Below are 25,307 nucleotides of genomic sequence, written 5' to 3' on the forward strand. Positions count from 1 at the left end.
GCCGGCCCCGGGCCCCTACCGGCCCTCCATCAGGACCTTGAGCCCCTCGGTGAGGTCGTCGGCGCTGGGGGCCGTCTCCGGGTCGACCATCCACTGGATCATGACGCCGGTCGCCAGGGCCTGGAGCAGCAGTCCGGCCACCCGGGCCTTCTCCGGGTCCGCCTCCGGGTCGAGGCCGAGCATGCCCTCGGCGATGCCGAGCCGGCCCTCCCGCTGCGGCTCCTTGATCGCCTCGCGCAGCTTCTCGTCGTCGTCGAGGCGGGTGACGACCTCGGTCTGGAGCTTCCAGACCGGGCGGCTGGCCTCGGCGGCGCCGATGAGCTGCGCCCACATCGCGCGGAAGCGCTCGTACGGATCGGCCGGAGGGCGCTCGGCCTCCTGCGGCCCGTCCGGGACGGCGACCCGCTCGCCCCACTCCTCGGTGAGGCTCAGGAAGGCCTGCTGGAGCAGGGCGTCCTTGGAGCCGTAGTGGTAGCCGATGGAGGCGAGGTTGGTGCCCGAGGCGGCGACGACGTCGCGCGCGGTGGTGCGTCCGTACCCCTTCTCCAGGAGGCAGCGCTTGGCGCCTTCGAGGAGGTCTTCCTTGTGTCCCATGACAGCACTGTACCCGGCGGGTAGACATCCGTCTAAGACGTTCGTCTATCCACCGGGCACGGGGGCGTGCGCCAGAACGGGCACGGAGCGTGCGTCAGATCAGGTTGACCGAGCGGGCCGAGGTCGCGCCGATCTCCTCCGCGATCTCCGCGAGCACCGGCGCCGGCAGCGTGTCGTCGACGGTGAGCACGACGAGCGCCTCGCCGCCCTCCTCCGCGCGGGAGACCTGCATGCCGGCGATGTTCAGACCGGCCTCGCCGAGGATCCGGCCGACCGTGCCGACGACGCCCGGACGGTCCTCGTAGCGCAGCACGACCATGTGGTCCGCGAGCGCGAGGTCCACGTCGTAGTCGCCGACCGCGACGATCTTCTGCAGGTGCTTCGGACCCGCGAGCGTGCCGGAGACCGAGACCTCCTGGCCGTCGGAGAGCGTGCCGCGCACGGTGACCATGTTGCGGTGGTCGGGCGACTCGGAGCTGGTGGTCAGACGCACCTCGACACCGCGCTCCTGCGCGAACAGCGGGGCGTTGACGTACGACACGGTCTCGTCGACCACGTCCTCGAACACGCCCTTGAGCGCGGAGAGTTCGAGCACCTTCACGTCGTGCTGGGTGATCTCGCCGTAGACCTCGACGTCGAGACGCGCCGCGACCTCGCCCGCGAGCGCGGTGAAGATCCGGCCGAGCTTCTCGGCGAGCGGCAGACCCGGCTTCACGTCCTCCGCGATGACGCCGCCCTGGACGTTGACCGCGTCCGGGACCAGCTCGCCCGCGAGCGCCAGGCGCACCGACCTGGCGACCGCGATGCCGGCCTTCTCCTGGGCCTCGTCCGTGGAGGCGCCGAGGTGCGGGGTGCAGACGACCTGGTCGAGCTCGAAGAGCGGGGAGTCCGTGCAGGGCTCCTTCGCGTACACGTCGAGGCCCGCGCCGGCGACCCGGCCCTCCTTGATCGCCGAGTACAGCGCGGCCTCGTCCACGATCCCGCCGCGCGCGGCGTTGACGATGCGGACGGAGGGCTTGACCTTGTGCAGCGCCTCGTCGCCGATGAGACCGATGGTCTCCGGGGTCTTCGGCAGGTGGACGGTGATGAAGTCGGCGACCTCCAGGAGCTCGTCCAGGGCCAGCAGCTTCACCCCCATCTGGGCGGCGCGGGCCGGCTGCACGTAGGGGTCGTACGCGACGATCTTCATGCCGAAGGCGGACATGCGCTGGGCGACCAGGACGCCGATGCGGCCGAGGCCGACGACGCCGAGGGTCTTCTCGCTCAGCTCGACGCCCGTGTACTTCGAACGCTTCCACTCGCCGTTCTTGAGCGCGGTGTTGGCCTGCGGGATGTTGCGCGCGGTGGCGACGAGCAGGCCGCACGCGAGCTCGGCCGCGGTCACGATGTTCGACGTCGGGGCGTTCACGACCATCACGCCGGCCTTGGTGGCGGCGGAGACGTCGACGTTGTCCAGTCCGACGCCGGCGCGGGCGACGACCCGCAGCTTTCCGGCGGCGGCGATGGCCTCGGCGTCGACCTTGGTCGCGGAGCGGACCAGGATCGCGTCCACATCGGCGATGGCGGGGATCAGCTCGGCGCGGTCGGCGCCGTTGCAGTGCCGGATCTCGAAGTCCGGGCCCAGGGCGTCGACGGTGGCGGGCGACAGCTCTTCAGCGATGAGTACGACAGGTTTCGAGCTCACGTGAGTCCTCACAGGTCCAGTGCGGACGGCCGTCCCGACGGCCGCAGGCGGTGGAGGGGGCTTGCCGCGTGAAAGCGCACGACGCTGTGGGCCTGACGCGTATGTTGTTGAGCAGTCTAGTGCTGCCCGGGCGCCGTTCATGCGCCTCGTTGGAAGGATCACCCGTCCGTGGTTGGACGGGGTGTCCAACGATGTGGCGAGGGGCCGGACACGCCGTCCGGCCCCACCCCTGAAGGCTTACGCCTCCTCGTCGTTCACCCAGCTCATGAGCTTGCGCAGCTCCTTGCCGGTGGTCTCCAGGAGGTGGTTGGCGTCCTGGGTCTTGTACTCGTTGTACTTCTTCAGACCGCCGTGGTACTCGGCCATCCACTCCTTGGCGAAGGTGCCGTCCTGGATCTCCGCGAGGACCTTCTTCATCTCGGCCTTGGTGGCGTCGGTGATGATCCGCGGGCCGGTGACGTAGTCGCCCCACTCGGCGGTCTCGGAGACCGACCAGCGCATCTTCTCCAGGCCGCCCTCGTACATGAGGTCGACGATGAGCTTCAGCTCGTGCAGGCACTCGAAGTAGGCGATCTCCGGCTGGTAGCCGGCCTCGGTCAGGGTCTCGAAGCCCGCCTTGACCAGGGCCGCGGTGCCACCGCAGAGGACGGCCTGCTCACCGAACAGGTCGGTCTCGGTCTCCTCGGTGAAGGTCGTCTTGATGACGCCGGCGCGGGTGCCGCCGATGCCCTTGGCGTACGAGAGCGCCAGGTCGAAGGCCTTGCCGGTGGCGTCCTGCTCGACGGCCGCGATGCACGGGACGCCGCGGCCCTCCTCGTACTGACGGCGCACCAGGTGACCCGGGCCCTTCGGGGCGACCAGGGCGACGTCGATGCCCTCGGGCACCTTGATGAAGCCGTAGCGGACGTTCAGGCCGTGACCGAAGAAGAGCGCGTCGCCCTCCTTCAGGTGGTCCTTGATGGACTCCTCGTAGACCTGCGCCTGGATCGGGTCCGGGGTCAGGATCATGATGAGGTCGGCCTCTTCCGCCGCCTGGGCGACGGAGACGACCCGCAGGCCCTGCTCCTCGGCCTTGGCCTTGGACTTCGAGCCCTCCTGCAGACCGACGCGGACGTCGACACCGGAGTCACGGAGCGACAGCGCGTGGGCGTGGCCCTGGCTGCCGTAACCGATCACCGCGACCTTGCGGCCCTGGATGATGGACAGGTCGGCGTCGTCGTCGTAGAACAGCTCGGCCACTGGATTCTCCTTGATGTGCTGGTGTTGCGTCCCACCGTACGGCGGGGAGCGGGAGGAAGGTTTTCGGGTCTCGTCAGTCGGACCGCCGGACGGACCGGCGGTCGGCCTCCGACGACTCAGGCGCTGCGGTCGAGGGCCCGCAGGGACCGGTCCGTGATGGACCGGGCGCCACGCCCTATGGCGATCGTGCCGGACTGCACGAGCTCCTTGACGCCGAACTGCTCCAGCATCTTGAGCATGGCGTCGAGCTTGTCACTCGAACCGGTGGCCTCGATGGTGACCGCCTCGGGCGAGACGTCCACGGTCTTGGCGCGGAACAGCTGCACGATCTCGACGATCTGGGAACGGGTCTCGTTGTCGGCGCGGACCTTCACCAGGACGAGCTCGCGCTGGATCGCGGCGCTGGGCTCGAGTTCGACGATCTTCAGGACGTTGACCAGCTTGTTGAGCTGCTTGGTCACCTGCTCCAGGGGCAGGTCCTCGACGTTGACCACGATGGTGATGCGGGAGATGTCGGGGTGCTCGGTGACGCCCACGGCGAGCGAGTCGATGTTGAAGCCGCGGCGGGAGAACAGGGCGGCGATCCGGGCGAGGATGCCGGGCGTGTTCTCGACGAGAACGGAGAGCGTGTGCTTGGTGGACATGTCTGGGTCTCTTCCTTTTCGCTCTGCGCGCTCAGTCGTCTTCGCCGTCGCCGAAGTCGGGGCGGACGCCCCGCGCGGCCATGACCTCGTCGTTGGAGGTGCCGGCGGCGACCATCGGCCAGACCTGGGCGTCCTCGTGGACGATGAAGTCGATCACGACCGGGCGGTCGTTGATGGCATTGGCCTCGGCGATGACCTTGTCCAGGTCGGCCGGGTCCTCACAGCGCAGGGCGACACAGCCCATGGCCTCGGAGAGCTTGACGAAGTCGGGGACGCGGGTGCCCTTGTTCGCCTGGACGTCGTCCGGGCCGGAGTGCAGGACGGTGTTGGAGTAGCGCTGGTTGTAGAACAGCGTCTGCCACTGCCGGACCATGCCCAGGGCGCCGTTGTTGATGATGGCGACCTTGATCGGGATGTTGTTCAGGGCGCAGGTGGTGAGCTCCTGGTTGGTCATCTGGAAGCAGCCGTCGCCGTCGACCGCCCACACCGTGCGGTCCGGCATGCCGGCCTTGGCGCCCATCGCGGCGGGGACCGCGTATCCCATGGTCCCGGCGCCGCCGGAGTTCAGCCAGGTGGCGGGCTGCTCGTAGTCGATGAAGTGGGCGGCCCACATCTGGTGCTGGCCGACGCCCGCGGCGAAGATCGTGCCCTCCGGGGCGAGCCGGCCGATGCGCTGGATGACCTGCTGCGGCGAGAGGCTGCCGTCCTCCGGCAGGTCGTAGCCGAGCGGGTAGGTCTCGCGCCAGCGGCTCAGGTCGCTCCACCAGGCGGTGTAGTCGCCCTTGTTGCCCTCGCTGTGCTCGGCCTGGACGGCCTGGACCAGGTCGGCGATGACCTCGCGGGCGTCACCGACGATCGGGACGTCGGCGGCGCGGTTCTTGCCGATCTCGGCCGGGTCGATGTCCGCGTGGACGATCTTGGCGTACGGAGCGAAGCTGTCGAGCTTGCCGGTGACGCGGTCGTCGAAGCGGGCGCCGAGGGCGACGATCAGGTCGGCCTTCTGGAGCGCGGTGACGGCGGTGACGGCTCCGTGCATGCCGGGCATGCCGACGTGCAGCGGGTGACTGTCGGGGAAGGCGCCGAGCGCCATCAGGGTGGTGGTGACCGGGGCGCCGGTGAGCTCGGCGAGGATCTTCAGCTCGGCGGTGGCGCCGGCCTTGATGACGCCGCCGCCGACGTACAGGACGGGTCGCTTGGCGGCGCTGATCAGCTTGGCGGCCTCGCGGATCTGCTTGGCGTGCGGCTTGGTCACCGGGCGGTAGCCGGGCAGGTCGGTGTGCGGCGGCCAGCTGAAGGTGGTCTTCGCCTGCAGGGCGTCCTTGGCGATGTCGACCAGGACCGGGCCCGGGCGGCCGGTGGAGGCGATGTGGAAGGCCTCGGCGATCGTCCGCGGGATGTCCTCGGCCTTGGTGACGAGGAAGTTGTGCTTGGTGATCGGCATCGTGATGCCGCAGATGTCCGCCTCCTGGAAGGCGTCCGTGCCGATCGCCTTCGAGGCGACCTGGCCGGTGATCGCGACGAGCGGGACCGAGTCCATGTGGGCGTCGGCGATCGGGGTGACCAGGTTGGTCGCGCCGGGGCCGGAGGTCGCCATGCAGACGCCGACCTTGCCGGTGGCCTGGGCGTAACCGGTGGCGGCGTGGCCCGCCCCCTGCTCGTGGCGGACGAGGATGTGACGCACCCGCTGCGAGTCCATCATCGGGTCGTAGGCGGGGAGGATCGCGCCGCCGGGGATGCCGAAGACGGTGTCGGCGCCCACTTCCTCGAGAGAACGGATGAGGGACTGCGCACCCGTGACGTGCTCGACGGTGGTGGCGGGCTGCGCGCCGTTACGGGGCCGCGGCTGCGGATGGTGCCCGTTGGCCTGCTCGGTCATCAGCATCTCTTCTCGAGGCAGAGGGTTTTTGCGAGGTGTTTTGCGGGGTTTTGCTGCGTTTTTGGGAGGAGCCGGTGCAACAAAAAACCCCTCGTGCCGTGAGGCAAGCGAGGGGAGCGCGTCGGGTGCGTTCTCGGCGGGACCTGCGGGGGTCCTGCCTCAGCCGACGCGCTTTCCAAGTACGAGAATTCGGGTGCGCATGGCACTGACCCTCCCTCTCCGCCCTCGCCACTGTCAAGTGGGTGGGACAGGCGTCTCAGTATGTGGTCCGATCGGGGGACGGTTTCCGACGGGGACGGGGACCGCTCCGGGCAGCGGGTACTCGTCCCGCACGAGGGCCCTGCGCAGGCGGTACTCGTCGAGCGGGCCCGAGAAGGCCATGCCCTGGGCGTGGGTGCAACCCATCGCGCGCAGGGCGACGACCTGCTCCGGGACGTCGACGCCCTCGGCCACGGTCTGCATGCCGAGCTCGTCGGCGATGCGCAGCACCCCGCGCGTGATCTTGCGGAGCCGGGCCGACTCGACCACGCCTTCGACGAGGCCCCGGTCCAGCTTCAGTAGGTCCACGGGGAGCCTGCGCAGGGCGTTGATCGCCACGTGTCCGCTGCCGAAGCCGTCGAGCGCGATCCGCACCCCGAGCCGGCGCAACGCGATCAGGCGCTGTTCCAGCTCGTCGAGCGAGGTCCGGGGGCCGCTGTCGGCGAGCTCGACGATCAGCGAGCCGGACGGCAGGCCGTGCCGGGTGAGCAGGGACTCGACCGAGCCGAGCGGCAGCGAGCGGTCCAGGAGCCGCCGGGCGGAGAGCCGGATGGAGACGGGCGTACGGTGGCCGATTCCCGCCCGCTCGGCGGCCTGCTCCACGGCCTCCTCCAGGAGCCAGCGGCCGAGCTCGGCGGTGCGCTCGCCGTCGTCGGTGACGCGGAGGTACTCGGCCGTGGTGAAGAGGATGCCCTGGCTGGAGCGCCAGCGCGGCTGGGCGCTGACGGCGGAGATCCGGCCGGTGGCGAGGTCGACGACCGGCTGGTGGAGCAGGGCGAACTCGCCGTCGTGGAGGGCGGTGCGCAGCCGGGCGGCCAGCTCGGTCCGCCGGACCACCTCGGCCTGCATCTGCGGGGCGTAGAGCTCGACGCGGTCCTTGCCCGCGGCCTTGGCCCGGTACATGGCCAGGTCGGCGTTGCGCAGCAGGTCGCCGGCCTCGACGCCGGGCTCGGCGAAGGCGACGCCGATGGAGGCGGCGACCCGCACCTCGTTGCCCCCGTCGAGGCGGTAGGGCTGGGAGAGGGTGAGCCGGAGCCGGTCGGCGATCTCCTGGACCTGGTGGCGGCGGGCCGTCCGGTCGCGGCCGCCGTCGCCGAGGATGAGGGCGGCGAACTCGTCGCCGCCGAGCCGGGCGGCGGTGTCCCCGGCCCGTACGGAGTCGTGGAGGCGGCGGGCGGCCTGGACGAGGAGGTCGTCCCCCGCCTGGTGGCCGAGGCGGTCGTTGACCGCCTTGAAGCCGTCGAGGTCGATGAAGAGCACGGCGGTGCCGTGGTCGGAGGAGCGGCGGCCGCCGAGCGCCTGCCGGACCCGGCGGGTGAACAGCGCCCGGTTGGGCAGGTCGGTGAGCGGGTCGTGCTCGGCGTTGTGCTGCAACTGGGCCTGGAGGCGGACGCGTTCGGTGACGTCCCGGCTGTTGAAGATCAGGCCGCCCTGGTGCCGGTTGACGGTCGACTCGACGTTGAGCCAGTCGCCGCGGCCCGAGCGGAAGCGGCACTCGATCCGGGTGGTGGGCTCCTCGGCCGGCGAGACGGCCAGGAAGCGCCGCACCTCGTGGACGACGGCGCCGAGGTCCTCGGGGTGGATGAGGGAGGCCAGTTCGGAGCCGATGAGCTCGTCGGCGTCGCGTCCGTACACACCGGAGGCCGCCGGGCTGACGTAGCGGAGCGTCCCGGTGGGCGCGGCGATCATGATGACGTCGCTGGAGCCCTGCACGAGCGACCTGAAGTGGTTCTCCTTCTGGGCCAGTTCGTGGGTGAGGGCGATGTTGTCGAGGAGCATGATGCCCTGTCGCACGACGAGGGCGAGGACGACCGCGCAGCCGGTGAGGACGACGACGCGGTCGACCCGGCGCCCCTCGACGACGTTGTAGAGGATGCCGAGGGTGCAGACCGCCGCGGCGAGGTACGGGGTGAGGGCGGCGAGCGAGCCGGCGAGCGGGCGGCTGTGGAGCCACGGGCCGCGCGCGGTGGCCGCGCCGTCCGGCGGGCGGCGCACGCCCCAGGGCGCGTAGGCGAGCAGCAGCGAGCCGGCGAACCATCCGGCGTCGAGGAGCTGGCCGGAGGCGTAGCTCTCGCGGAGCAGCGGCGAGGTGAACAGGGCGTCGCACAGCACGGTCAGGGCGAGCGCGGCGATCGCGGTGTTCGTCGCGGAGCGGTTCGCCTGGGAGCGCCGGAAGTGCAGGACGAGGACCATGCTGACGAGCACGATGTCGAGCAGGGGGTACGCGAGCGACAGCGCGACCTGGGCGACGGACTCGCCCTCGATGTGCGCGGTGCGGGCGAGGGCGAGGCTCCAGGAGAGCGTGAGCAGGGAGCCGCCGATGAGCCAGGCGTCGAGCCCCAGGCACACCCAGCCGGCCCGGGTGACGGGCTTCTTGGCGAGGACGAGGAGACCCACGATGGCGGGCGGCGCGAAGAGCAGGAAGAAGAGGTCGGCGGCGGAGGAGTCCGGCACGTCGGTGCGGAGCACCACCTCGTACCAGCCCCACACGGCGTTTCCCGCGGCCGCCATGAAGGAGGAGAAGGCGAAGAGCAGCCAGGCAGGGCGGGCGCCGTCGTGGTGCGCGCGCCCGTAGAGGAAGCAGGAGACGGCGGCGGCGAAAGCGGCGGCGCTGAGTCCGAAGTCCCCCATGAAGAGCGCCAGTCCGGGGGAGCCCCAGCCGAGGGTGGCGCCGGTGGTGTAGCCCGCGCAGACGAGTCCGAGGGTGATCTGTGCGGCGGCCCCGCCGAGGCGGGGGCGCTCGGGGTCCGGATGGCCGGAGCCGCCGGCGGGGCGGCGCGTGAGGACCGCCCCGGGCGCGCTCACCGGATCCTCCGGTGCCGCGCCGCCGCACCCGGCCGCGTCGTGCGGGCGCGCCGCCGGTTCATCGGCACCCCCGGGGGCGTGCCCGTCGTGGTCGTGGACGCCGTGGTCGTGGGCGTCGCGGTCGCGCGGGTCCCGCCCGGTGTCCCGCGGCGCGGCGGCGCGTGGCCCCCGGCGCGGCGGCGCCTGGCCCGGCACCGAGGAGGCGAGGCCTCCGGCGAGGCGTGGAAGGTCTGCCGTCGGCGGCGTCGCCGCGTCGGATCGTCGGTCCTCCGGCCGTGCTTCACCCGTCGCCCCCCTCGGAATCTGATGACCCGTCACTTCGCTCCCCAGCGTCAGCCCGTTCTCGACGCAGTCCCCCGCCACGGGACGATACACCAGGACCGTCACTCAGGGACAGGGTCGCAGTACTCTGCGTGACGGCCGGGAGGCTCGTGCACGGCGCGTGTCGGGGGCGCACGTCACCCGCCCGGCCGAACGCCCCCTCCCGGCCAGCCGGTGGTGAGGAGGACGTTGGCCAGTTCCTCGCCCGCCGCGAACCTCCGCAGCTGTCCCGCGATCAGCCGCTTCGCCCTCGGCATGAAGGCCGAAGTGGAACCCCCCACATGGGGACTGATCAGGACACCGGGAGCGTGCCACAAAGGGTGCCCGGCCGGCAGCGGTTCGGGGTCGGTGACGTCGAGCGCCGCCGTTAGCCTGCCGCTCTCGACCTCCTTGAGCAGCGCGTTCGTGTCCACGACCGGGCCCCGGGCGACGTTCACGAGGAGCGCCCCGTCCTTCATCCGGCCCAGGAACCCGGCGTCGGCGAGACGCGTGGTCGCGGGCGTGAGCGGAGTCGAGAGCACGACCACGTCCGCCTCCGGCAGCAGCGCCGGCAGGTCCGTCAGGGCGTGCACCGGGCCGCGCTCTGTGGTGCGCGCGGAGCGTGCGACGCGCGCCACCCGCGCGCACTCGAAGGGCGCGAGCCGGTCCTCGATGGCGGCGCCGATCGATCCGTACCCGACGATCAGGACGGACTTGTCGGCGAGCGCCGGGTAGAAGCCCGCGCGCCACTCCTCGGCGTCCTGGCCGCGCACGAATCCCGGGATGCCCCGCAGCGAGGCGAGGACCAGGGCGAGCGTCAGCTCGGCGGTGCTGGCCTCGTGGACGCCCTTCGCGTTGCAGAGGGCGACCCCGGGCCGCAGCGAGTCGATGCCCGGGGTGACATGGTCGATGCCGGCGGACAGGGTCTGCACGACCCGGAGGGAGGTCATCCCGGCCAGCGGCCGGACGGCGATCTCCGAGCCCTTCATGTACGGGACGACGTAGAACACGCAGCGCGCCGGGTCGGCGGGGAACTCGGGACCGCCGTCCCAGAAGCGGTAGTTCAGGCCCGAACCGTCCGGCGACGGGAGCCCCTCGATCTCGTCCGCCGGAAGGGGAAGCCACACGTCAGCGGTCGTGTCTTCGAATCTCATGACCGGGAGGCTATGCGAAGAATCCGGCGCGCCATTGGTTACTTTGGGGGACGGCACAGGGAGGGGTACCGGCAGGTGGAGCGCAGGACTATCGGGGCGACGGCGCTCGACGTGGGTGCGATCGGCCTGGGGTGCATGCCGATGAACTGGGCGTACAGCCGTTCGGAACAGCGGGGGGACCGCTCGCTGCGGACCGTGCACGCGGCGCTCGACGCCGGGGTGAGCCTGCTCGACACCGCCGACATGTACGGCCCGTTCACCAACGAGCTCCTCGTGGGGCGGGCGTTGAAGGAGCGGCGCTCCGAGGCCTTCGTCTCGACGAAGTGCGGACTGCTCGTCGGCGACCAGCACGTGGTCGCCAACGGCAGGCCGGGGTACGTGCGCCGGGCCTGCGACGCCTCGCTGCGACGGCTCCAGACCGATGTGATCGACCTCTACCAGCTGCACCGGGCGGACCCCGAGGTGCCGGTCGAGGAGACCTGGGGCGCCATGGCCGAGCTGGTGTCGGCGGGCAAGGTGCGGGCCCTCGGCCTCTGCGCCGTGGGGGCGCGGGCGGTCCGGCGCGGAGCCGATCTGCACGAGGGAACGATCCGCCAACTGGAGCGGATCCAGCAGGTCTTCCCGGTCGCGGCGGTGGAGGCGGAGCTGTCGGTGTGGTCGCAGGAGGCACTGGTGCGGCTCCTGCCCTGGTGCGCGGCGCGCGGGGTCGGCCTCCTGGCGGCGATGCCGCTGGGAAACGGCTTCCTGACCGGGACGCTGACCCCGGGCGGCGGCTTCGAGCCGGACGACCCGCGGGCCCGGCACCCCCGGTTCACGGCCGAGATGATGGCGGCGAACCAGCCCATCGTGGCGGGGCTGCGCCGGGTGGCCGCGCGGCACGGCGCCGAGGTCACCCCGGCGCAGGTGGCGCTCGCGTGGGTGCTGGGCCTCGACCGGCACGTCGTGCCGGTGCCGGGGGCGAAGCGGGAGCGGTGGGTGGTGGAGAACGCCCGGGCGGCCGCGCTGCGGCTGACGGCGCGGGACCTGGCGGAGATCGCGGCGCTGCCCGCCCCGCGCGGCTCCTGGGACTGACCGACCGAGGGGCGCGCTCCCGGGACCGGAGGGCGCTCCCGGGACCGGAGGGCGCGGAGTCCCCGGGAGGGCGGACCCGGCGATCGGGCACCCGAGCGGGGCGGGCGGTGTATCAAGGGAGGTGGGACACCGCTCGACTCGTCGAAGGGGGACCGGCCATGCGCCGTCCTGTCGTGCAGAAGGCCCTGTGGGGCGCCGCCGTGCTCGTGCTGGTGACCGGCTGCTCCTCGGGAGGCACCGGGCAGGGCCCGCGCACGGCCCCGCCGGCCTCCGCCTCCTCGTCGGCCGCCGCCTCCCCCTCGCCGTCCGCCGCCGGCCGGGTGGCCGTGGCGGGCACGCTCACCGAGGGACTGAAGTCGCCCTGGGGGCTCGCGGCGCTGCCCGGCGGGGACCTGCTCGTCTCCTCGCGGGACGAGCGGACGATCACCCGGGTCGACGGACGGACCGGCGCGAAGACCCCGCTCGGCGAGGTGCCCGGGGTGGTGCCGGGCGGTGAGGGCGGGCTCCTGGGGCTCGCGGTCCGGGACGGCTGGGTGTACGCGTACCTGACGGCCGCTTCGGACAACCGCGTCGTGCGCATGCGGTACGGAGGCGGGGCGGGCGACCGGCTCGGCCCGCCGGAGCCGGTGCTCACCGGCATCCCGAAGGGGCAGGTGCACAACGGCGGGCGGATCGCGTTCGGGCCGGACGGGATGCTGTACGCGGGGACGGGCGAGACGGGCCGGACCGGCCTGGCCCAGGACCGGTCGTCGCCGGGCGGGAAGATCCTGCGGATGACGCCGGAGGGCCGGCCGGCGCCGGGCAATCCCTTCCCCGGCTCGGTGGTCTACTCGTACGGCCACCGGAACGTGCAGGGTCTCGCCTGGGATCCGGAGGGCCGGCTGTGGGCGGCCGAGTTCGGGCAGAACACCTGGGACGAGCTGAACCTGGTGCGGCCGGGGCGGAACTACGGCTGGCCGGTGGTCGAGGGGCGGGCCGGCCGGGCCGGGTTCGTGGACCCGGTGGCCCAGTGGCCGACCTCGGAGGCGTCCCCGAGCGGGATCGCGTACGCGCGGGGCGCGATCTGGATGGCCGGGCTCAGGGGCGAGCGGCTGTGGCGGATCCCGCTCTCCGGGGCGGAACGATCCGGGGAGCCCGAGGCGTTCCTGAGGGGAGAGCACGGGCGCCTGCGGACGGTCCTCGCGGCGGGCGGCGACCGGCTCTGGCTGGTGACCAGCGAGACCGACACCCGGGGGACGCCCGGGCCCGGGGACGACCGGATCCTCCGCCTGGAGGTGAGGTGAGGAGGCGGTGACCGTGTTCAGCGGACTGGACGAGTTCTTCGCGCCCGCGCGCAGGCACACCGAGGAGGAGCGCCGCAGGGAGGCCCTGACCAGGGAGGACCCGGGGGACGCGGACCCCGGGCGCGGGCCGGTGGACCTGGCCTCGGGCCGGGTGACGATACGGCTCCCCCGCCCGCCGGAGGTCTCCGGCGCGGCGGGGGGCGCGGCTTCCGGTGCCGGGTCAGAGGGGCGCGTCGAGGAGGTGCAGGCGGTGGGCGAGGGCGGCGGCCTCGCCGCGGCCGGCGACGCCGAGCTTGGCGAGGATGTTGGAGACGTGGACGCTGGCCGTCTTCGGTGAGATGAACAGCTCCTCGGCGATCTGGCGGTTGGTGCGGCCGGCCGCGACCAGTCGCAGCACGTCCTGCTCCCGGGGCGTCAGCCCGAAGCCGTCGTCCCCGGGCTCCGCCGGGGCCGTGGCCCGTTCCTCCGGAGCGAGGGAGAGGCGGGCGCGGGCGGCGAGGAGTTCCACGTCCTCGCGCAGCGGCCGGGCGCCGAGGCGGACGGCGGTGGCGTGGGCCTCGCGGAGCAGGGCCGCGGCCTCCTCGCGCCGGCCGCCCTCGGCGAGCAGGGCGTCGGCGAGGCGCCGGCGGGCGCGGGCCAGCTCGTAGGGGCGCCCGAGGGGCTCGTGGGCGGCGACGACCTCGGCCCAGCGGGCGGCGGTCTCGCGGCCCTCGGCGCGGGCGAGCTCCTCGGAGACCTGCCGGGACCAGGCCTGCCAGACCGGCACCGGGGCGGCGAGCCCGCGGGCGCAGCGGCGGACCAGGGCGAGCGCCTCGGCGCGGCCCTCCTCGGCGGCGGGCAGCCCCCGGCTGTCGGCCTCGGCGGTGACGGCGGTGAGGACGAGCGGCCAGCCGTAGCGGTGGGTGCCGGGCGGGAAGCCGGTCTCCGCGATGACGGCGAGCTGCTCCCGTACGTCCGCGAGGCGTCCCTCGGCGGCCGCGACGGCGATCGCGACCTGGGCCATGGGCAGGGTGTACTGCGGGATCGGGTCACGGGTGCCGTAGCGGGTGCGGGCCTCGGCGAGGTGCTCGGCGGCCCTGGCCGGTTCGCCGCGGAAGACGGCGAGGTGGGCGAGCTGGAGCAGGGCCGTGCCGCCCGGCTTGGTGCTGCTCGCGCCGGAGCGGAGCAGCAGCTCGGCCTCCTCCTTGCTCCGGTCCCACTCGCCGAGCGAGAGGAGCGACTCGGCGAGGTTGGCGCGGATCCAGCCCGCGCTGTCGACGAGTCCGCGGGAGCGGGCCAGTTCGATGCCGGCCACGGCGGTCTCCACGGCCTCGGCGGAGCGGCCGAGGGCCTCCAGGGAGGAGGAGAGGTTGATGTGGGCGCGGGTGGCCTCGTGGAACTGGCCGAGGGCGACGGTCCGTTCGCGTGCCTCGCGCATCGTGGCGAGGCCGCCCTCGGCGTCCCCGGCCGACACGAGGATGGTGCCGAGGGTGATCCGGGCGTTCAGCTCGATCGGCTCGGCCTTGACGAACCGCGCGTACTCGACGGCGCGTTCGGCGGCGGCGAGCGCCTCGGGGCCGGGGTTGCGGAGCATGCCCCAGCCGGCCGCGCCGACCAGGACGGTGGCGTGGACGGCGGACGGCGGGAGGCCCTTGACCAGTTCCTGGGCGCGGGCGATCTCCGGCCAGCCGTCGCCCCGGCCGAGGTTGGACTGGAGGCGGGCCATCTCCGTCCAGAACCAGGCGGCGCGCAGGGGGTCGTCGTCGACGTCGTCGAGGATCCGGAGCGCCGTCCGGCAGATCTTCACGGCCCGCTCCCGCTCTCCGCTGAGCCGGGCGGCGACGGCGGCCTCGGCGAGCAGGTCGAGGTAGCGCAGCGAGGTGGCCTCGGGGTCGCAGCCGCAGGCGGGGTACGCGTCGGCGTAGTCGATGGGGCGCAGGGACTCGCGCGTCCCGGCGGGCACCTCGTCCCACAGCTCCATGGCCCGCTCCAGGAGGCTGAGCTGCTCGGCGTACGCGTGGCGCTTCCGGGTCTCCGCGGAGGCCCGGAGGACGACGGGCAGCGCCTTCTCCGGGGCGTGCGCGTGGTACCAGTACGTGGCGAGCCGGGTGGTCCGCTCGTGCGGGCGGACGAGTCCGGGGTCGGCCTCCAGGGCCTCGGCGTAGCGCCGGTTGAGGCGGGAGCGCTCACCGGGCAGCAGGTCGTCGCTGACGGCCTCGCGGACGAGGGAGTGGCGGAAGCGGTAGCCGTCGCCGTCGGGGACGGCGAGCAGGATGTTGGCGCCGACGGCGGCCCGCAGCGCCTCGATCAGTTCGTCCTCGGGAAGCCGGGCGACGGCGGCGAGCAGTCCGTACTCGACGGTGGAGCCGCCCTCGGCGACGATCCTGGCGACGCGCTGGGCGGCTTCGGGGAGCGTCTCGACCCGGACGAGCAGGAGGTCGCGCAGGGAGTCGCTGAGCTGGCCGACGGCGCAGCCGGCCTCGTGGGAGACGACGAGCTCCTCGACGAAGAAGGCGTTGCCGTCGGAGCGTTCGAAGACCTCTTCGACGAGTCCGGGGTCGGGTTCGGCGGCGAGGATGCCGGTGAGCTGGCGGTGCACCTCGGTGCGGGTGAAGCGGGAGAGCTCGATGCGGCGGATGGTGCGGAGCCGGTCGAGTTCGGCGAGGAGGGGGCGCAGCGGGTGGCGGCGGTGGATGTCGTCGGCTCGGTAGCTGGCGACGACCACGATCCGGCCGCGGCGCAGGGTGCGCAGGAGGTAGGTGAGCAGGTGCCGGGTGGAGGCGTCGGCCCAGTGCAGGTCCTCCAGGACGAGCACGACCGTGCGGTCGGCGGCGAGCCGTTCCAGGAGGCGCACGGTCAGTTCGAAGAGCCGGGCGGTGGAGTCCTCGTCGGAGGGCTCGTGGCCGCCGGGGTCGCCCAGTTCGGGCAGCAGGCGGGCGAGTTCGCCCTCGTGGCCGTCGGCGGCGGCGGCGAGTTCGTCGGGGAGGCGGCGGCGGAGCGTGCGCAGGGCGGCGGCGAAGGGCGCGAAGGGCAGTCCGTCGGCGCCGAGTTCGACGCAACCGCCGAGCGCCGTGACGGCGCCCCGGTCCCGGGCCGTGTCGAGGAACTCCTCGATGAGCCGGGTCTTGCCGACGCCCGCCTCGCCGCCGACGAGCAGGGCCTGGGGCTCTCCCGCGGTCGCGCGGGAGAGCGCCTCGGTGAGGGCGGTGAGTTCGCCGGCGCGGCCGACGAAGACGGGGCTGACTGACCTGGTCTCCACGGCGCCGAGCATCGCACAGGCTTCCTTGCCGTCGCTCATACGGGGGTCACGCGGCCCGGACGAAGCGACCGCGACCGCCGTCGCTCACCTGACCCTCCGTGTCGTGGCCCCCGATCCGGTGGCCGAAGAGGCGCAGGCCCCGGCGGGCACCGGCGGCCACGGCGGCCTCGTGGCCGAGTCGCTGGGCGGCGGCCTCGCGGATGAGCTCGGCGTGGTTCATGCGCTGGAGTTCGTACTCGAACATCGGGTGCTCCCGGGTCTCTCGGTTTCGGTGTCGCTCGTTCGCGATGCCTCTACTTTCGTTTCCCAGGGGGTGCCGCCACATCGGGCGAGTGCCGCATGTTCGGGGTGCGGGGGTCCTTAGGAGGGTCCCAGGGGGGCCTTAGGAGGGTCCCAGGGGGGCCTTAGGCGGCGCCCCCGGGGGCTCAGGAACCGGTGGTCGGGAGGCTCAGGAACAGGTCGAAGTAGGTGCCGATCGACAGGAGCAGCCCGAGGCCGCCCAGGACGGCGCCCGCGACGGCGACGGCGCGGACCCGTGCGGGGCGCCGGGGCAGGGTGAGCACGAGGACGGCGACGATCAGCGCGAGGAGGGCGAAGACGCCGTTCACCAGCGCGGTGCTGTGCCAGGCGTCGCCGTAGATCTCGTTGATCTGCTGAGCCGGGGTGCCGCCGCCGGAGGTCTTGATCTGCCCGATGAGCGTCTCGCGCTCGGCGACGACCTTGCCGGTCCAGGTGCCGGTGAGGGCGACGGCGGCGAGGACGGCGGAGACCACGGCCGCGGCACCGGCGCCGACGCCGGTGGCCTCCGGGGAGGCCGCCTCCTCGTCGTCCGGCTCGTCGCCGTCCCGCCCCTCGTCGTCCCGCCCCTCGCCGTCCCGCTCGCCGAGCGGGTCGGGGGCGTCGCCCTCGGCGACCGCGGGATCGGCCCCGGCGTCCCCGGCACCCGCCACTGTCTCCTCGGTCCCGTCGGGCTCGGTCGCCGCGGTCTTCCCGGTCGTCTTGGTGTCCATGCGGCGCACGCTAGGGGGCCGACATGAGAGGGGGCTTAAGACGCCCTCGCCGCGCGCCACTCGGGGGCGAGGACGGCCCAGACCTCCGTGTCCGTGCGGGAGCCGCGGTACAGGTAGTTCTCCCGCAGCACGCCCTCCCTCGTCATGCCGAGGCGGCGGGCGACGGCGATGCTCGGGAGGTTCTTCGTGGAGGCGAGCCATTCGACGCGGTGGATGCCGCGCTCCTCGATCGCCCAGTCGATGATGACCCGGCAGGCCCGGGTGACCAGGCCCTTCCCGGCGGCGGAGGGCTCCAGCCAGCAGCCCGCCTCGGCGGTCCCGTTCGCGGCGTCGAAGGTCCGGAAGAGGACGCCGCCGACGAGGGTGCCCCCGCTCCGGATGCCGTAGAGGCGCCCGGTGTCGTTCGCGGCCTTCTCGGCGTACGAGGTGAGGTAGGCCCGGGCGGAGTCGAGGTCCGCGACGACGTCGGGGAGGCCGATGTGCTGCCCGACGAACTCCCGGCCCCGGTCCATGTGGGCGAGGAACTCCTGGGCCTGCCAGGGCTCCAGGGGGCCGAGTTCGGCGCCGTCGTCACCCAGCGATGTCGCGAACATCGTCGTTCCTCTCCTCCGCGGCCGGAGCCGTCACGCGTTGTACGGGGATCTTCGCACGCGTGTCGGCGGCCTCGCGGCACTCGGGGGGTTCGATGCTGATCCGGGGCAGCAGCCGGTCGAGCCGCTTCGGCAGCCACCAGTTCGCGCCGCCGAGCAGGTGCATGAGGGCGGGGACGAGGAGGGTGCGCAGGACGAAGGCGTCGAGGGCGACGGCCGCCGCGAGCGCGATGCCGAACATCGCGATGACCCGGTCGCCGGAGAGGACGAAGGCCAGGAAGACGGAGATCATGATGACGGCGGCGGAGTTGATCACGCGGCTGGTCTCGGCGAGGCCGACCCGCACCGCCCGCCGGTTGTCGCCGGTCTCCAGCCACTCCTCGTACATCCGGCTGACCAGGAAGACCTGGTAGTCCATGGAGAGCCCGAAGAGGACCGAGACCATGATCACGGGGAGGAAGGGCTCGATCGGTCCGGCGCTGCCGAGGCCGAGCAGCTCGGTCCCCCAGCCCCACTGGAAGATCGCGACGACGATGCCGAAGGCGCCGGCGACGGCGGCGACGTTCATGACGGCGGCCTTGAGCGGGATGCCGAGGGACCGGAAGGCGAGCAGGAGCAGCAGGCAGCCGAGCGCGATGACCACGCCGACGAAGAGCGGCAGCTTGCCGACGATGATCTCGGCGAAGTCGTCGTACGAGGCGGTGACGCCGCCCACGTGCACGTCGAGGGAGGTGCCCGCCCCGGCGGTCGGGAGGACGTCGTCGCGGAGCCGGTCGACGAGCTCGCTGGTCGCCTTGGACTGCGGCGAGGAGTCGGGGACCACGGTGAGGACGGCGGTGTCGCCCGCGCTGTTGTACGTGACCGGGGAGGCGGAGGCGACGCCCTTGGTGGCGGTGAGCACGGCCGGCAGCCGGTCGAGGGCGACCCGGTCGTCGGCGCCGTCGAGGCCGGCGACGAGGGTGAGGGGTCCGTTGACGCCCGGCCCGAAGCCGTCGGCGAGCAGGTCGTACGCCTTGCGGGTGGTGGCGGTGGCCGGGCCGTTGCCCTGGTCGGAGGTGCCGAGGTGGAGCGAGAGGGTCGGCAGCGCCAGGACGCCCATGACGAGGACGGCGACCGCGCCGAGGAGCTTGGGGTGGCGCTCGACGAAGGCGGACCAGCGGGCGGCGAAGCCGGTGGGCAGCTCGGGCTGCGGGCCGCGCTCGGCGAGCGTCCGGCGTTCGCGCCGGGACAGCGCCCGCGTGCCGATGAACGAGAGCAGCGCGGGCAGCAGGGTGACGGAGGCGGCGACCGTGAGGAGCACGGTGAGCGAGGCGGCGATGGCGACGCCGTTGAGGAAGCCGAGCCGCAGGATGAGCATGCCGAGCAGGGCGATGCAGACGGTGGCTCCGGCGAAGACGACGGCGCGGCCGGTGGTGGCGACGGCGGTCTCGGCGGCCTCGGTGACGGAGAGGCCGCGTTTGAGGCCCCTGCGGTGCCGGGTGACGATGAAGAGGGCGTAGTCGATGCCGACGCCGAGGCCGACGAGCATGCCGAGCATGGGGGCGAAGTCGGCGACGGTCATCAGATGGCCGAGGAGCACGATCCCGGAGTACGCGATGCCGACGCTGACGAGCGCGGTCGCTATCGGGAGCGCGGAGGCGGCGAGCGAGCCGAAGGCGAGGAAGAGGACGACGGCCGCGACGGCGACGCCGACGATCTCGGCGACGTGTCCGCCGGGGGCCTCGGTGAGGGCGACGGCGCTGCCGCCGAGCTCGACCTGGAGGTCGTCGGTCGCGGCGGCTCCGGCGGTGTCGACGAGGGCCCGGGCCTGGGCCTCGGGGATGTCGTCGGACTGCGCGTCGAAGACGACGGTGGCGTAGGCGGTGTGTCCGTCCTCGCTGATCTGTCCCGGGTTGTCGTCGTACGGGTCGGTGACGGCGGCGATGCCGGGGAGGTCGGCGACCTCGTCGAGCATCCCGGTCACGCGCTCCTCGACGGCGTCGGCGCGGACGCTGCCGCGTTCGGTGTGCCAGACGATGGTGTCGCTGTCGCCGCCGAGGCCGTGGAAGCCCCGGTCGAGGAGGGCGGTGGCCCGGCCGGACTCGGTGCCGGGGGCCTCGTAGTCGTTGGAGTACGCGCTGCCCGCGAGGGTCGCGCCGGCGGCGGTGCCGCCGAGGGCGAGGAGCCAGAGGAGAACGACGACGAGACGGTGCCGAAGGCACCACCGTGCGATTGCGGCCAAAGGACGTGCTCCTGACTGGATCTGTGCTCGCGCCCACTGTCGCAGTCAAACGTGATCGTTTGTCCTTTTCGTGGCGATCCTCACAGGATGCGGCACGGGGCCGGGGACCTCGGCCCCCGGCCCCGGCGGGGGGCTCAGCCGGAGACGCTCGGGCGGCCGTTCTCGATGTGGCCCATGAGCCGGCGGCGGAAGCCGCCGGGCGTGGTCACCTCCAGGTCGTACCAGCCGTGCGCGTCGGCGGCCGAGTGCACGACCGTACGGGTCTTCCCGGGCTTCACGGTGACGGTGCGGGTCCAGCCGGCGAGGTCGCGCTCGTCCCCGTACCCGAGCGGCCGGACGGTGAAGGCGAGCGGGGCGGAGCCGGTGTTCCGCACGGTGAGGTGGAGGTCGCGCTCGTGGTGGTCGATCCGGGTCGCGAGCTCGGCGCCGCCCGCCGCGGGGCCCTCGAACTCGCGCCGGAAGCCGTTGGGGCCGGTGATCGTGAAGCGGTAGTGATCACCCGGAACGGGGACGGTCCACTCCCCCTCCCCCCTGACGTCCCGGTGCTGCGGGACGGCGAACTCGCCCGCGTACGGGTAGAGCGCGAGGTGCGCGCTCGCCCTGCCCCGGTTGCTGAGCGCGACCGTCACGGAGCCGGAGCCGGAGCCGGAGCGGGTTGCGGAGCCGGTCGTCGCGAAGGCGTCCGGCTGGTACGGCAGCGGGCGGGCGGGCCGGACGCCGGGCTCCTGGACGGGCATCTTCTGCACGGCCGGGGGCTGGGGCCGCCAGCGGCCGGTGAAGGGCGGGATCGGGCCCGGCTGCTCGACGGGCGGCTGCCGGCGGGCCCTCTTGAAGTCGAAGGCGGAGGTGAGGTCGCCGGTGACGGTCCGGCGCCAGGGGGTGACCTGGGGCTCCGCGACTCCGGTCAGCTTCTCCAGGAAGCGGATCACGGAGGTGTGGTCGAAGGTCTCGGAGCAGACGTAGCCACCGACCGACCAGGGGGAGACGACGAGCAGCGGGACGCGGATGCCGAGGCCGGTGGGCAGGCCCTTCCAGCGCTCGTCCGTGTCGTCGGCGGGCGGGACCGGCGGCGGGACGTGGTCGAAGAAGCCGTCGTTCTCGTCGTAGTTGATCAGGACGACGGTGTGGCGCCAGACGTCCGGGTGCGCGCCGAGGGCGTCGAGCACCTTGTAGACGAGGGTCGCCGAGGCGACCGGCGAGGAGGCGCCGGGGTGCTCGGAGTCGATCGCGGAGGGGACGAGGTAGGAGACCTCGGGGAGGGTGCCGGCGGCGACGTCGGCGCGGAAGGCGTCGGCGAGGGTGCCGCTCTCGACGCGGCGGAGTCCGCGCTCGAAGAGGGAGCGCTCGGCGGCGGTGAGGGTGGCGACGCCCTCCTCCAGGAGTCCGAGCAGCCTGGTCCGCTCGGCGGGGTCCTCCGTGTCGCGGACGGCGGCGTAGAAGGACTCCATGAAGGTGTGCCCGCCGGTGCCGGCGAGCGCCTTGCGGGCGATCGTCTTGAAGGTGGTGAAGAACTCGATGTTGTTGTCGGTGAAGTTCTCCCACTCGGTGTACGTCTTCCAGCTCCGCCCGGCGGCTTCGAGCCGCTCGGCGTAGGTGGGCCAGCCGTAGCCGGGGTGGGTGTCCTCGGCGTAGGCGGCGTTGGTGACGGCCCGGCTGCCGTCGGCCTCGAAGCCGGTCCAGCCGGACCAGAGGTGGTTGCGGTTGGGGCTCGTCGAGCTGTGGATGGACGAGTGGTACGCGTCGCAGATGGTGAAGGTGTCGGCGAGCTCGTAGTGGAGCGGGATGTCCTGCCGGTCGTAGTACGCCATGGTGGCGGCGGTCTTGGCCGAGACCCAGCCGTCCATCCAGCCGCCGCGCCAGGCCTTGCCGCCACCGCCCCAGGAGTGGTCGAGGTCGCCGATGTACTGCAGGTCCTTCTGCTGGGTCTCGGCGGCGCCGCGGATCGGGAAGGGCAGCACGGTCCGGCCGAGTGCGGCCGGCTGCTCGAAGACCGGCCTGCCCGAGGGCAGTTCGATGGCATTGCGGTCACCGAATCCGCGAACGCCGCGGAGGGTGCCGAAGTAGTGGTCGAAGGAACGGTTCTCCTGCATCAGGATCACCACGTGCCGGATCGCCGCCATCCCACCGGCCGGAGGCTCCGCGGCCATCGCCGCCTGCAGCGACGGCGGCAGCAGCGAGCCCGTCGCGGCGACGCCGAAGGCACCTCCGCCGAGAGCGAGCATCCTTCTGCGGGAAATCTCCGGGGACAAGACCGACCTCCAGTCGACGGCCCATGGTTCGCCTTCGAGCCATGGGGTGGTTCGCCGGGGACGGTAGTGAGACGGGATGACCACGAGGAGGCCCGACGGGGGCGCGAGGGTGAACGTCCATGAGAACGAGACGGGAATCCAAGCGGTTTCCGGCCACGCACGCCCGCCGCCGCGCCCCTCGGGCGTCAGGTCCCGCTCGGGGTGACGCAGTGGCCGGGGCCGCTCGGGAGGACCCGCTCCTCGTCGTAGAGGTCCGCCAGGGAGATCTGGGCTCCCTCGGCCGCCCGGGCCGCCTTCCACCGCCCCTCGGCCAGGAGCGGGTGCAGGAAGCCGTCCTTCGGCGCCGAGCAGTCGTGGTTGGCGACCTCGCTCGCGTAGGCGCCCAGGACGAGCTTCCCGCCCCTCGACGTCAACGTCATCTGGCGCCGCACGGAGACCCGGGCCGCCTCGGGGAGGCCCGGGAGCACCTCGTGGGCCACTCCGGCCGTCACCAGCGGATGGACGAAGGTGTAGTCGACGTGCACCACCACCTCCCCCGCCGGTGAGACCTCGTAGGTCATCGCGCCCCGCGTCCTGACGCCGCTCTCGTGCGGGTACACCTCTTCGGGGTCGAAGCGGGTGACCATGTCCTTCCGTACGGCGCCGTCGGCTCCGCGCGGATCGAGCAGGGCGAGCGCCGCGGGCTCGGCGCCGGCCGGGGCGTCGTCCTCCGGGAAGTTGGTCTCGACGAGCAGGGTCTTCACGTCCTCGAGGACGGCGGTGATCTCCTGCGCGGTGAGTCCGCCGGACGGCACGGGCACGGGGACGTAGATCCCGTCGGCCCCGACCCCCCAGTCGGCCGCGGGCGAGTTCCGGAACGGCATGTCCGCCGAGTACGGCCATTCCAGGGGCCAGATCTCCTCGTTGACCGTCCGCGCGCCGAACGGCTCGTACGGCGGCCGCTCCCCCTCCGTCACATCGGCCAGCCAGAACCCGAACCCACCGAGCAGCAGCACACCGGCACCGGCCGCGAGGGCGGCCCTGCGGCGCCGTGCCGTCCTGTCGCGCCGCAGCGCCTCCTCACGTCCCGGATCGTTCGCCTGCTCGCGCAGCCGGGTGACGTAGTCCTCGGGTTCCAGCGACATTTCCCGTTCCCTCCCCCGCCCCGCCGGGTTCGGCGGAGCGGAGCGGAGCCTCTCACATCGATGCGCCGGGCGTCATCGTGGATTTCCCCTGCCGGCCCCTGCGGCAGACCGGCGACGGTCGTCGCGCGTGCCTGCGCGAAGGGCGGCGCCCCGGGTCGTGAAACCCGGGGCGCCGCCCTCGTACGCGTACGAGAAGAACGGGGTCAGCCCTCGCTGACGCCCAGCCTCTCCAGGATCAGGTCCTTGACCTTCGCCGCGTCGGCCTGGCCGCGGGTGGCCTTCATGACCGCGCCGACCAGGGCGCCGACCGCCGCGACCTTGCCGCCGCGGATCTTGTCGGCGATGGCGGCGTTGCCCGCGATGGCCTCGTCGACCGCCGTGCCGAGCGCGCCGTCGTCGGAGACGACCTTCAGACCGCGCTTCTCGACGACCTCGTCCGGGGTGCCCTCGCCGGCGAGGACGCCCTCGATGACCTGACGGGCCAGCTTGTCGTTGAGGTCGCCGGCCGCGACCAGGGCGGAGACCCGGGCCACGTCGGACGGGGTGATGGGCAGCTCCTCCAGGGAGACGCCCTTCTCGTTGGCGTTGCGGGCGAGTTCGCCCATCCACCACTTGCGGGCCGAGGCCGCGTCCGCGCCCGCCTCGGTCGTGGCGACGATCGCGTCGACCGCGCCGGCGTTGAGGATGGCCTGCATCTCCACCTCGGAGACGCCCCACTCCTCGCGGAGCCGGTTGCGGCGCACGCGCGGCAGCTCGGGCAGGCCCTTCCGCAGCTCCTCGACCCACTCGCGGGCCGGGGCGACGGGGACGAGGTCGGGCTCCGGGAAGTACCGGTAGTCCTCGGCGTTGTCCTTGATGCGGCCGGAGGTGGTGCTGCCGTCGTCCTCGTGGAAGTGACGGGTCTCCTGCACGATCGTCCCGCCGGAGGCGAGGACGGCCGCGTGCCGCTGGATCTCGAAGCGCGCCGCGCGCTCCACCGAACGGAGCGAGTTGACGTTCTTCGTCTCCGAGCGGGTGCCGAACGCCTTGGTGCCGTTGCGGCGCAGCGACAGGTTGACGTCGCAGCGCATCTGGCCCTTGTCCATGCGCGCCTCGGAGACGCCCAGGGCGCGGATCAGCTCGCGCAGCTCGGCGACGTACGCCTTGGCGACCTCGGGGGCCCGCTCGCCCGCGCCCTCGATCGGCTTGGTGACGATCTCGATGAGCGGGATGCCGGCCCGGTTGTAGTCGAGCAGCGAGTGGGAGGCGCCGTGGATGCGGCCGGTCGCGCCACCGATGTGGGTGGACTTGCCGGTGTCCTCCTCCATGTGGGCGCGCTCGATCTCCACGCGGAAGACCTCGCCGTCCTCCAGCTGGACGTCCAGGTAGCCGTTGAAGGCGATCGGCTCGTCGTACTGGGAGGTCTGGAAGTTCTTCGGCATGTCCGGATAGAAGTAGTTCTTCCGGGCGAAGCGGCACCACTCGGCGATCTCGCAGTTCAGCGCGAGGCCGATCTTGATCGCGGACTCGACGCCGATCGCGTTGACCACCGGCAGGGAGCCGGGCAGGCCGAGGCAGGTCGGGCAGGTCTGCGAGTTGGGCTCCGCGCCCAGCTCGGTCGAGCAGCCGCAGAACATCTTCGTCTTGGTGCCGAGCTCGACATGGACCTCCAGGCCCATGACGGGGTCGTACTCGGCGAGCGCCGCTTCGTACGACAGCAGTTCAGTGACGGTCACGGTGAGACTTTCCCTCTCAGCCCAGCAGGACGTCGTCGTCGCCCAGGCGCTTCAGCTCCCGGTAGAGGATCGCCAGGCCGGTAACGATGGCGGCGGCGGACACGGCGGAGTCGATCAGCCGCAGCATGTCGTGGTCGTTGCGGGCAAGCTTGGCCTGCTTCGCGACGCTGACCGCGCCGAACGCGGTCGTCGCCAGCGAGACGTAGAGGCCGGTCTTGGACTTCTTGAAGTTCTTGGCCTTCTTTGCCATGG

At 72.8% G+C, this 25,307-nt stretch carries 19 protein-coding genes; 3 read left to right on the plus strand and 16 right to left on the minus strand.

All coding sequences use genetic code 11. The annotated features are described in order from the left end of the window. Window positions 1-15: 15 nt before the first annotated feature. The 7 genes from ACZ66Z_RS33965 to ACZ66Z_RS33995 all read right to left on the minus strand — a co-directional run bounded on the left by ACZ66Z_RS33965 (window position 16) and on the right by ACZ66Z_RS33995 (window position 10,554). A complete protein-coding gene (locus tag ACZ66Z_RS33965; protein WP_469939589.1) occupies window positions 16-594 on the minus strand; it encodes a TetR/AcrR family transcriptional regulator in 579 nt (192 codons plus the stop codon). 94 nt (window positions 595-688) lie between these two features. Beyond that, on the minus strand, window positions 689-2,278 hold the full coding sequence (gene serA, locus ACZ66Z_RS33970; RefSeq protein WP_469939591.1) for a phosphoglycerate dehydrogenase: 1,590 nt from the start codon (window positions 2,276-2,278) through the stop codon (window positions 689-691). Window positions 2,279-2,515: 237 nt separating this feature from the next. Then, window positions 2,516-3,517: a ketol-acid reductoisomerase gene (ilvC, locus tag ACZ66Z_RS33975; RefSeq protein ID WP_383797005.1), complete on the minus strand. Its 1,002-nt coding sequence runs from the start codon at window positions 3,515-3,517 to the stop codon at window positions 2,516-2,518. A 116-nt stretch (window positions 3,518-3,633) separates the two neighbouring features. After that, the gene (gene ilvN, locus ACZ66Z_RS33980; RefSeq protein ID WP_030222540.1) at window positions 3,634-4,161 is read right to left on the minus strand and encodes an acetolactate synthase small subunit; all 528 of its coding nucleotides are present in this window, start codon (window positions 4,159-4,161) and stop codon (window positions 3,634-3,636) included. Window positions 4,162-4,192: 31 nt separating this feature from the next. Continuing rightward, window positions 4,193-6,043 carry an acetolactate synthase large subunit gene (locus ACZ66Z_RS33985; RefSeq protein WP_469939593.1) on the minus strand — a complete coding sequence of 617 codons (1,851 nt, stop codon included), beginning with the start codon at window positions 6,041-6,043 and terminating at the stop codon, window positions 4,193-4,195. 228 nt (window positions 6,044-6,271) lie between these two features. Continuing rightward, the gene (locus ACZ66Z_RS33990) at window positions 6,272-9,100 is read right to left on the minus strand and encodes a putative bifunctional diguanylate cyclase/phosphodiesterase (protein WP_469939595.1); all 2,829 of its coding nucleotides are present in this window, start codon (window positions 9,098-9,100) and stop codon (window positions 6,272-6,274) included. Window positions 9,101-9,558: 458 nt separating this feature from the next. Beyond that, window positions 9,559-10,554, minus strand: a complete 996-nt coding sequence (locus tag ACZ66Z_RS33995; RefSeq protein ID WP_469939597.1) for a 2-hydroxyacid dehydrogenase — start codon at window positions 10,552-10,554, stop codon at window positions 9,559-9,561. 75 nt (window positions 10,555-10,629) lie between these two features. Between ACZ66Z_RS33995 and ACZ66Z_RS34000 the strand changes: the two genes are divergently transcribed. From ACZ66Z_RS34000 to ACZ66Z_RS34010, 3 genes are all read left to right on the plus strand, one after another. Next, window positions 10,630-11,625, plus strand: coding sequence for an aldo/keto reductase (locus ACZ66Z_RS34000; RefSeq protein ID WP_469939598.1), 996 nt, complete (start codon window positions 10,630-10,632; stop codon window positions 11,623-11,625). Window positions 11,626-11,783: 158 nt separating this feature from the next. Beyond that, window positions 11,784-12,908: a PQQ-dependent sugar dehydrogenase gene (locus tag ACZ66Z_RS34005; RefSeq protein WP_469939600.1), complete on the plus strand. Its 1,125-nt coding sequence runs from the start codon at window positions 11,784-11,786 to the stop codon at window positions 12,906-12,908. 13 nt (window positions 12,909-12,921) lie between these two features. Beyond that, complete coding sequence (locus ACZ66Z_RS34010) at window positions 12,922-13,245, plus strand: DUF6191 domain-containing protein (protein ID WP_469939632.1); 324 nt, start codon at window positions 12,922-12,924, stop codon at window positions 13,243-13,245. Here the strand turns inward: ACZ66Z_RS34010 and ACZ66Z_RS34015 are convergent. From ACZ66Z_RS34015 to ACZ66Z_RS34055, 9 genes are all read right to left on the minus strand, one after another. After that, window positions 13,129-16,185 (minus strand): helix-turn-helix transcriptional regulator, encoded by a 3,057-nt coding sequence (locus ACZ66Z_RS34015; RefSeq protein WP_469939602.1) that lies wholly within the window; start codon window positions 16,183-16,185, stop codon window positions 13,129-13,131. The genes ACZ66Z_RS34010 and ACZ66Z_RS34015 overlap by 117 nt on opposite strands. 7 nt (window positions 16,186-16,192) lie before the next feature. Beyond that, window positions 16,193-16,390 (minus strand): hypothetical protein, encoded by a 198-nt coding sequence (locus ACZ66Z_RS34020; RefSeq protein WP_469939603.1) that lies wholly within the window; start codon window positions 16,388-16,390, stop codon window positions 16,193-16,195. 181 nt (window positions 16,391-16,571) lie between these two features. Beyond that, on the minus strand, window positions 16,572-17,156 hold the full coding sequence (locus ACZ66Z_RS34025) for a hypothetical protein (RefSeq protein WP_469939605.1): 585 nt from the start codon (window positions 17,154-17,156) through the stop codon (window positions 16,572-16,574). Between the two features lie 35 nt (window positions 17,157-17,191). Further along, on the minus strand, window positions 17,192-17,749 hold the full coding sequence (locus ACZ66Z_RS34030; RefSeq protein ID WP_469939607.1) for a GNAT family N-acetyltransferase: 558 nt from the start codon (window positions 17,747-17,749) through the stop codon (window positions 17,192-17,194). Continuing rightward, window positions 17,727-19,967, minus strand: coding sequence for an MMPL family transporter (locus tag ACZ66Z_RS34035; RefSeq protein ID WP_469939608.1), 2,241 nt, complete (start codon window positions 19,965-19,967; stop codon window positions 17,727-17,729). The genes ACZ66Z_RS34030 and ACZ66Z_RS34035 overlap by 23 nt, the downstream gene beginning before the upstream one ends. 134 nt (window positions 19,968-20,101) lie before the next feature. Further along, the gene (locus ACZ66Z_RS34040) at window positions 20,102-22,189 is read right to left on the minus strand and encodes a phosphocholine-specific phospholipase C (protein WP_469939609.1); all 2,088 of its coding nucleotides are present in this window, start codon (window positions 22,187-22,189) and stop codon (window positions 20,102-20,104) included. 212 nt (window positions 22,190-22,401) lie between these two features. Further along, window positions 22,402-23,340 (minus strand): hypothetical protein, encoded by a 939-nt coding sequence (locus ACZ66Z_RS34045; RefSeq protein ID WP_469939611.1) that lies wholly within the window; start codon window positions 23,338-23,340, stop codon window positions 22,402-22,404. 203 nt (window positions 23,341-23,543) lie between these two features. Continuing rightward, entirely contained in the window at window positions 23,544-25,055 is a 1,512-nt protein-coding gene (gatB, locus tag ACZ66Z_RS34050) for an Asp-tRNA(Asn)/Glu-tRNA(Gln) amidotransferase subunit GatB (RefSeq protein ID WP_469939613.1), read from the minus strand. 16 nt (window positions 25,056-25,071) lie between these two features. Next, window positions 25,072-25,305 carry a hypothetical protein gene (locus tag ACZ66Z_RS34055; protein ID WP_086827418.1) on the minus strand — a complete coding sequence of 78 codons (234 nt, stop codon included), beginning with the start codon at window positions 25,303-25,305 and terminating at the stop codon, window positions 25,072-25,074. Window positions 25,306-25,307: the final 2 nt, after the last annotated feature.

The organism is Streptomyces sp. NPDC107498 (assembly GCF_055582805.1).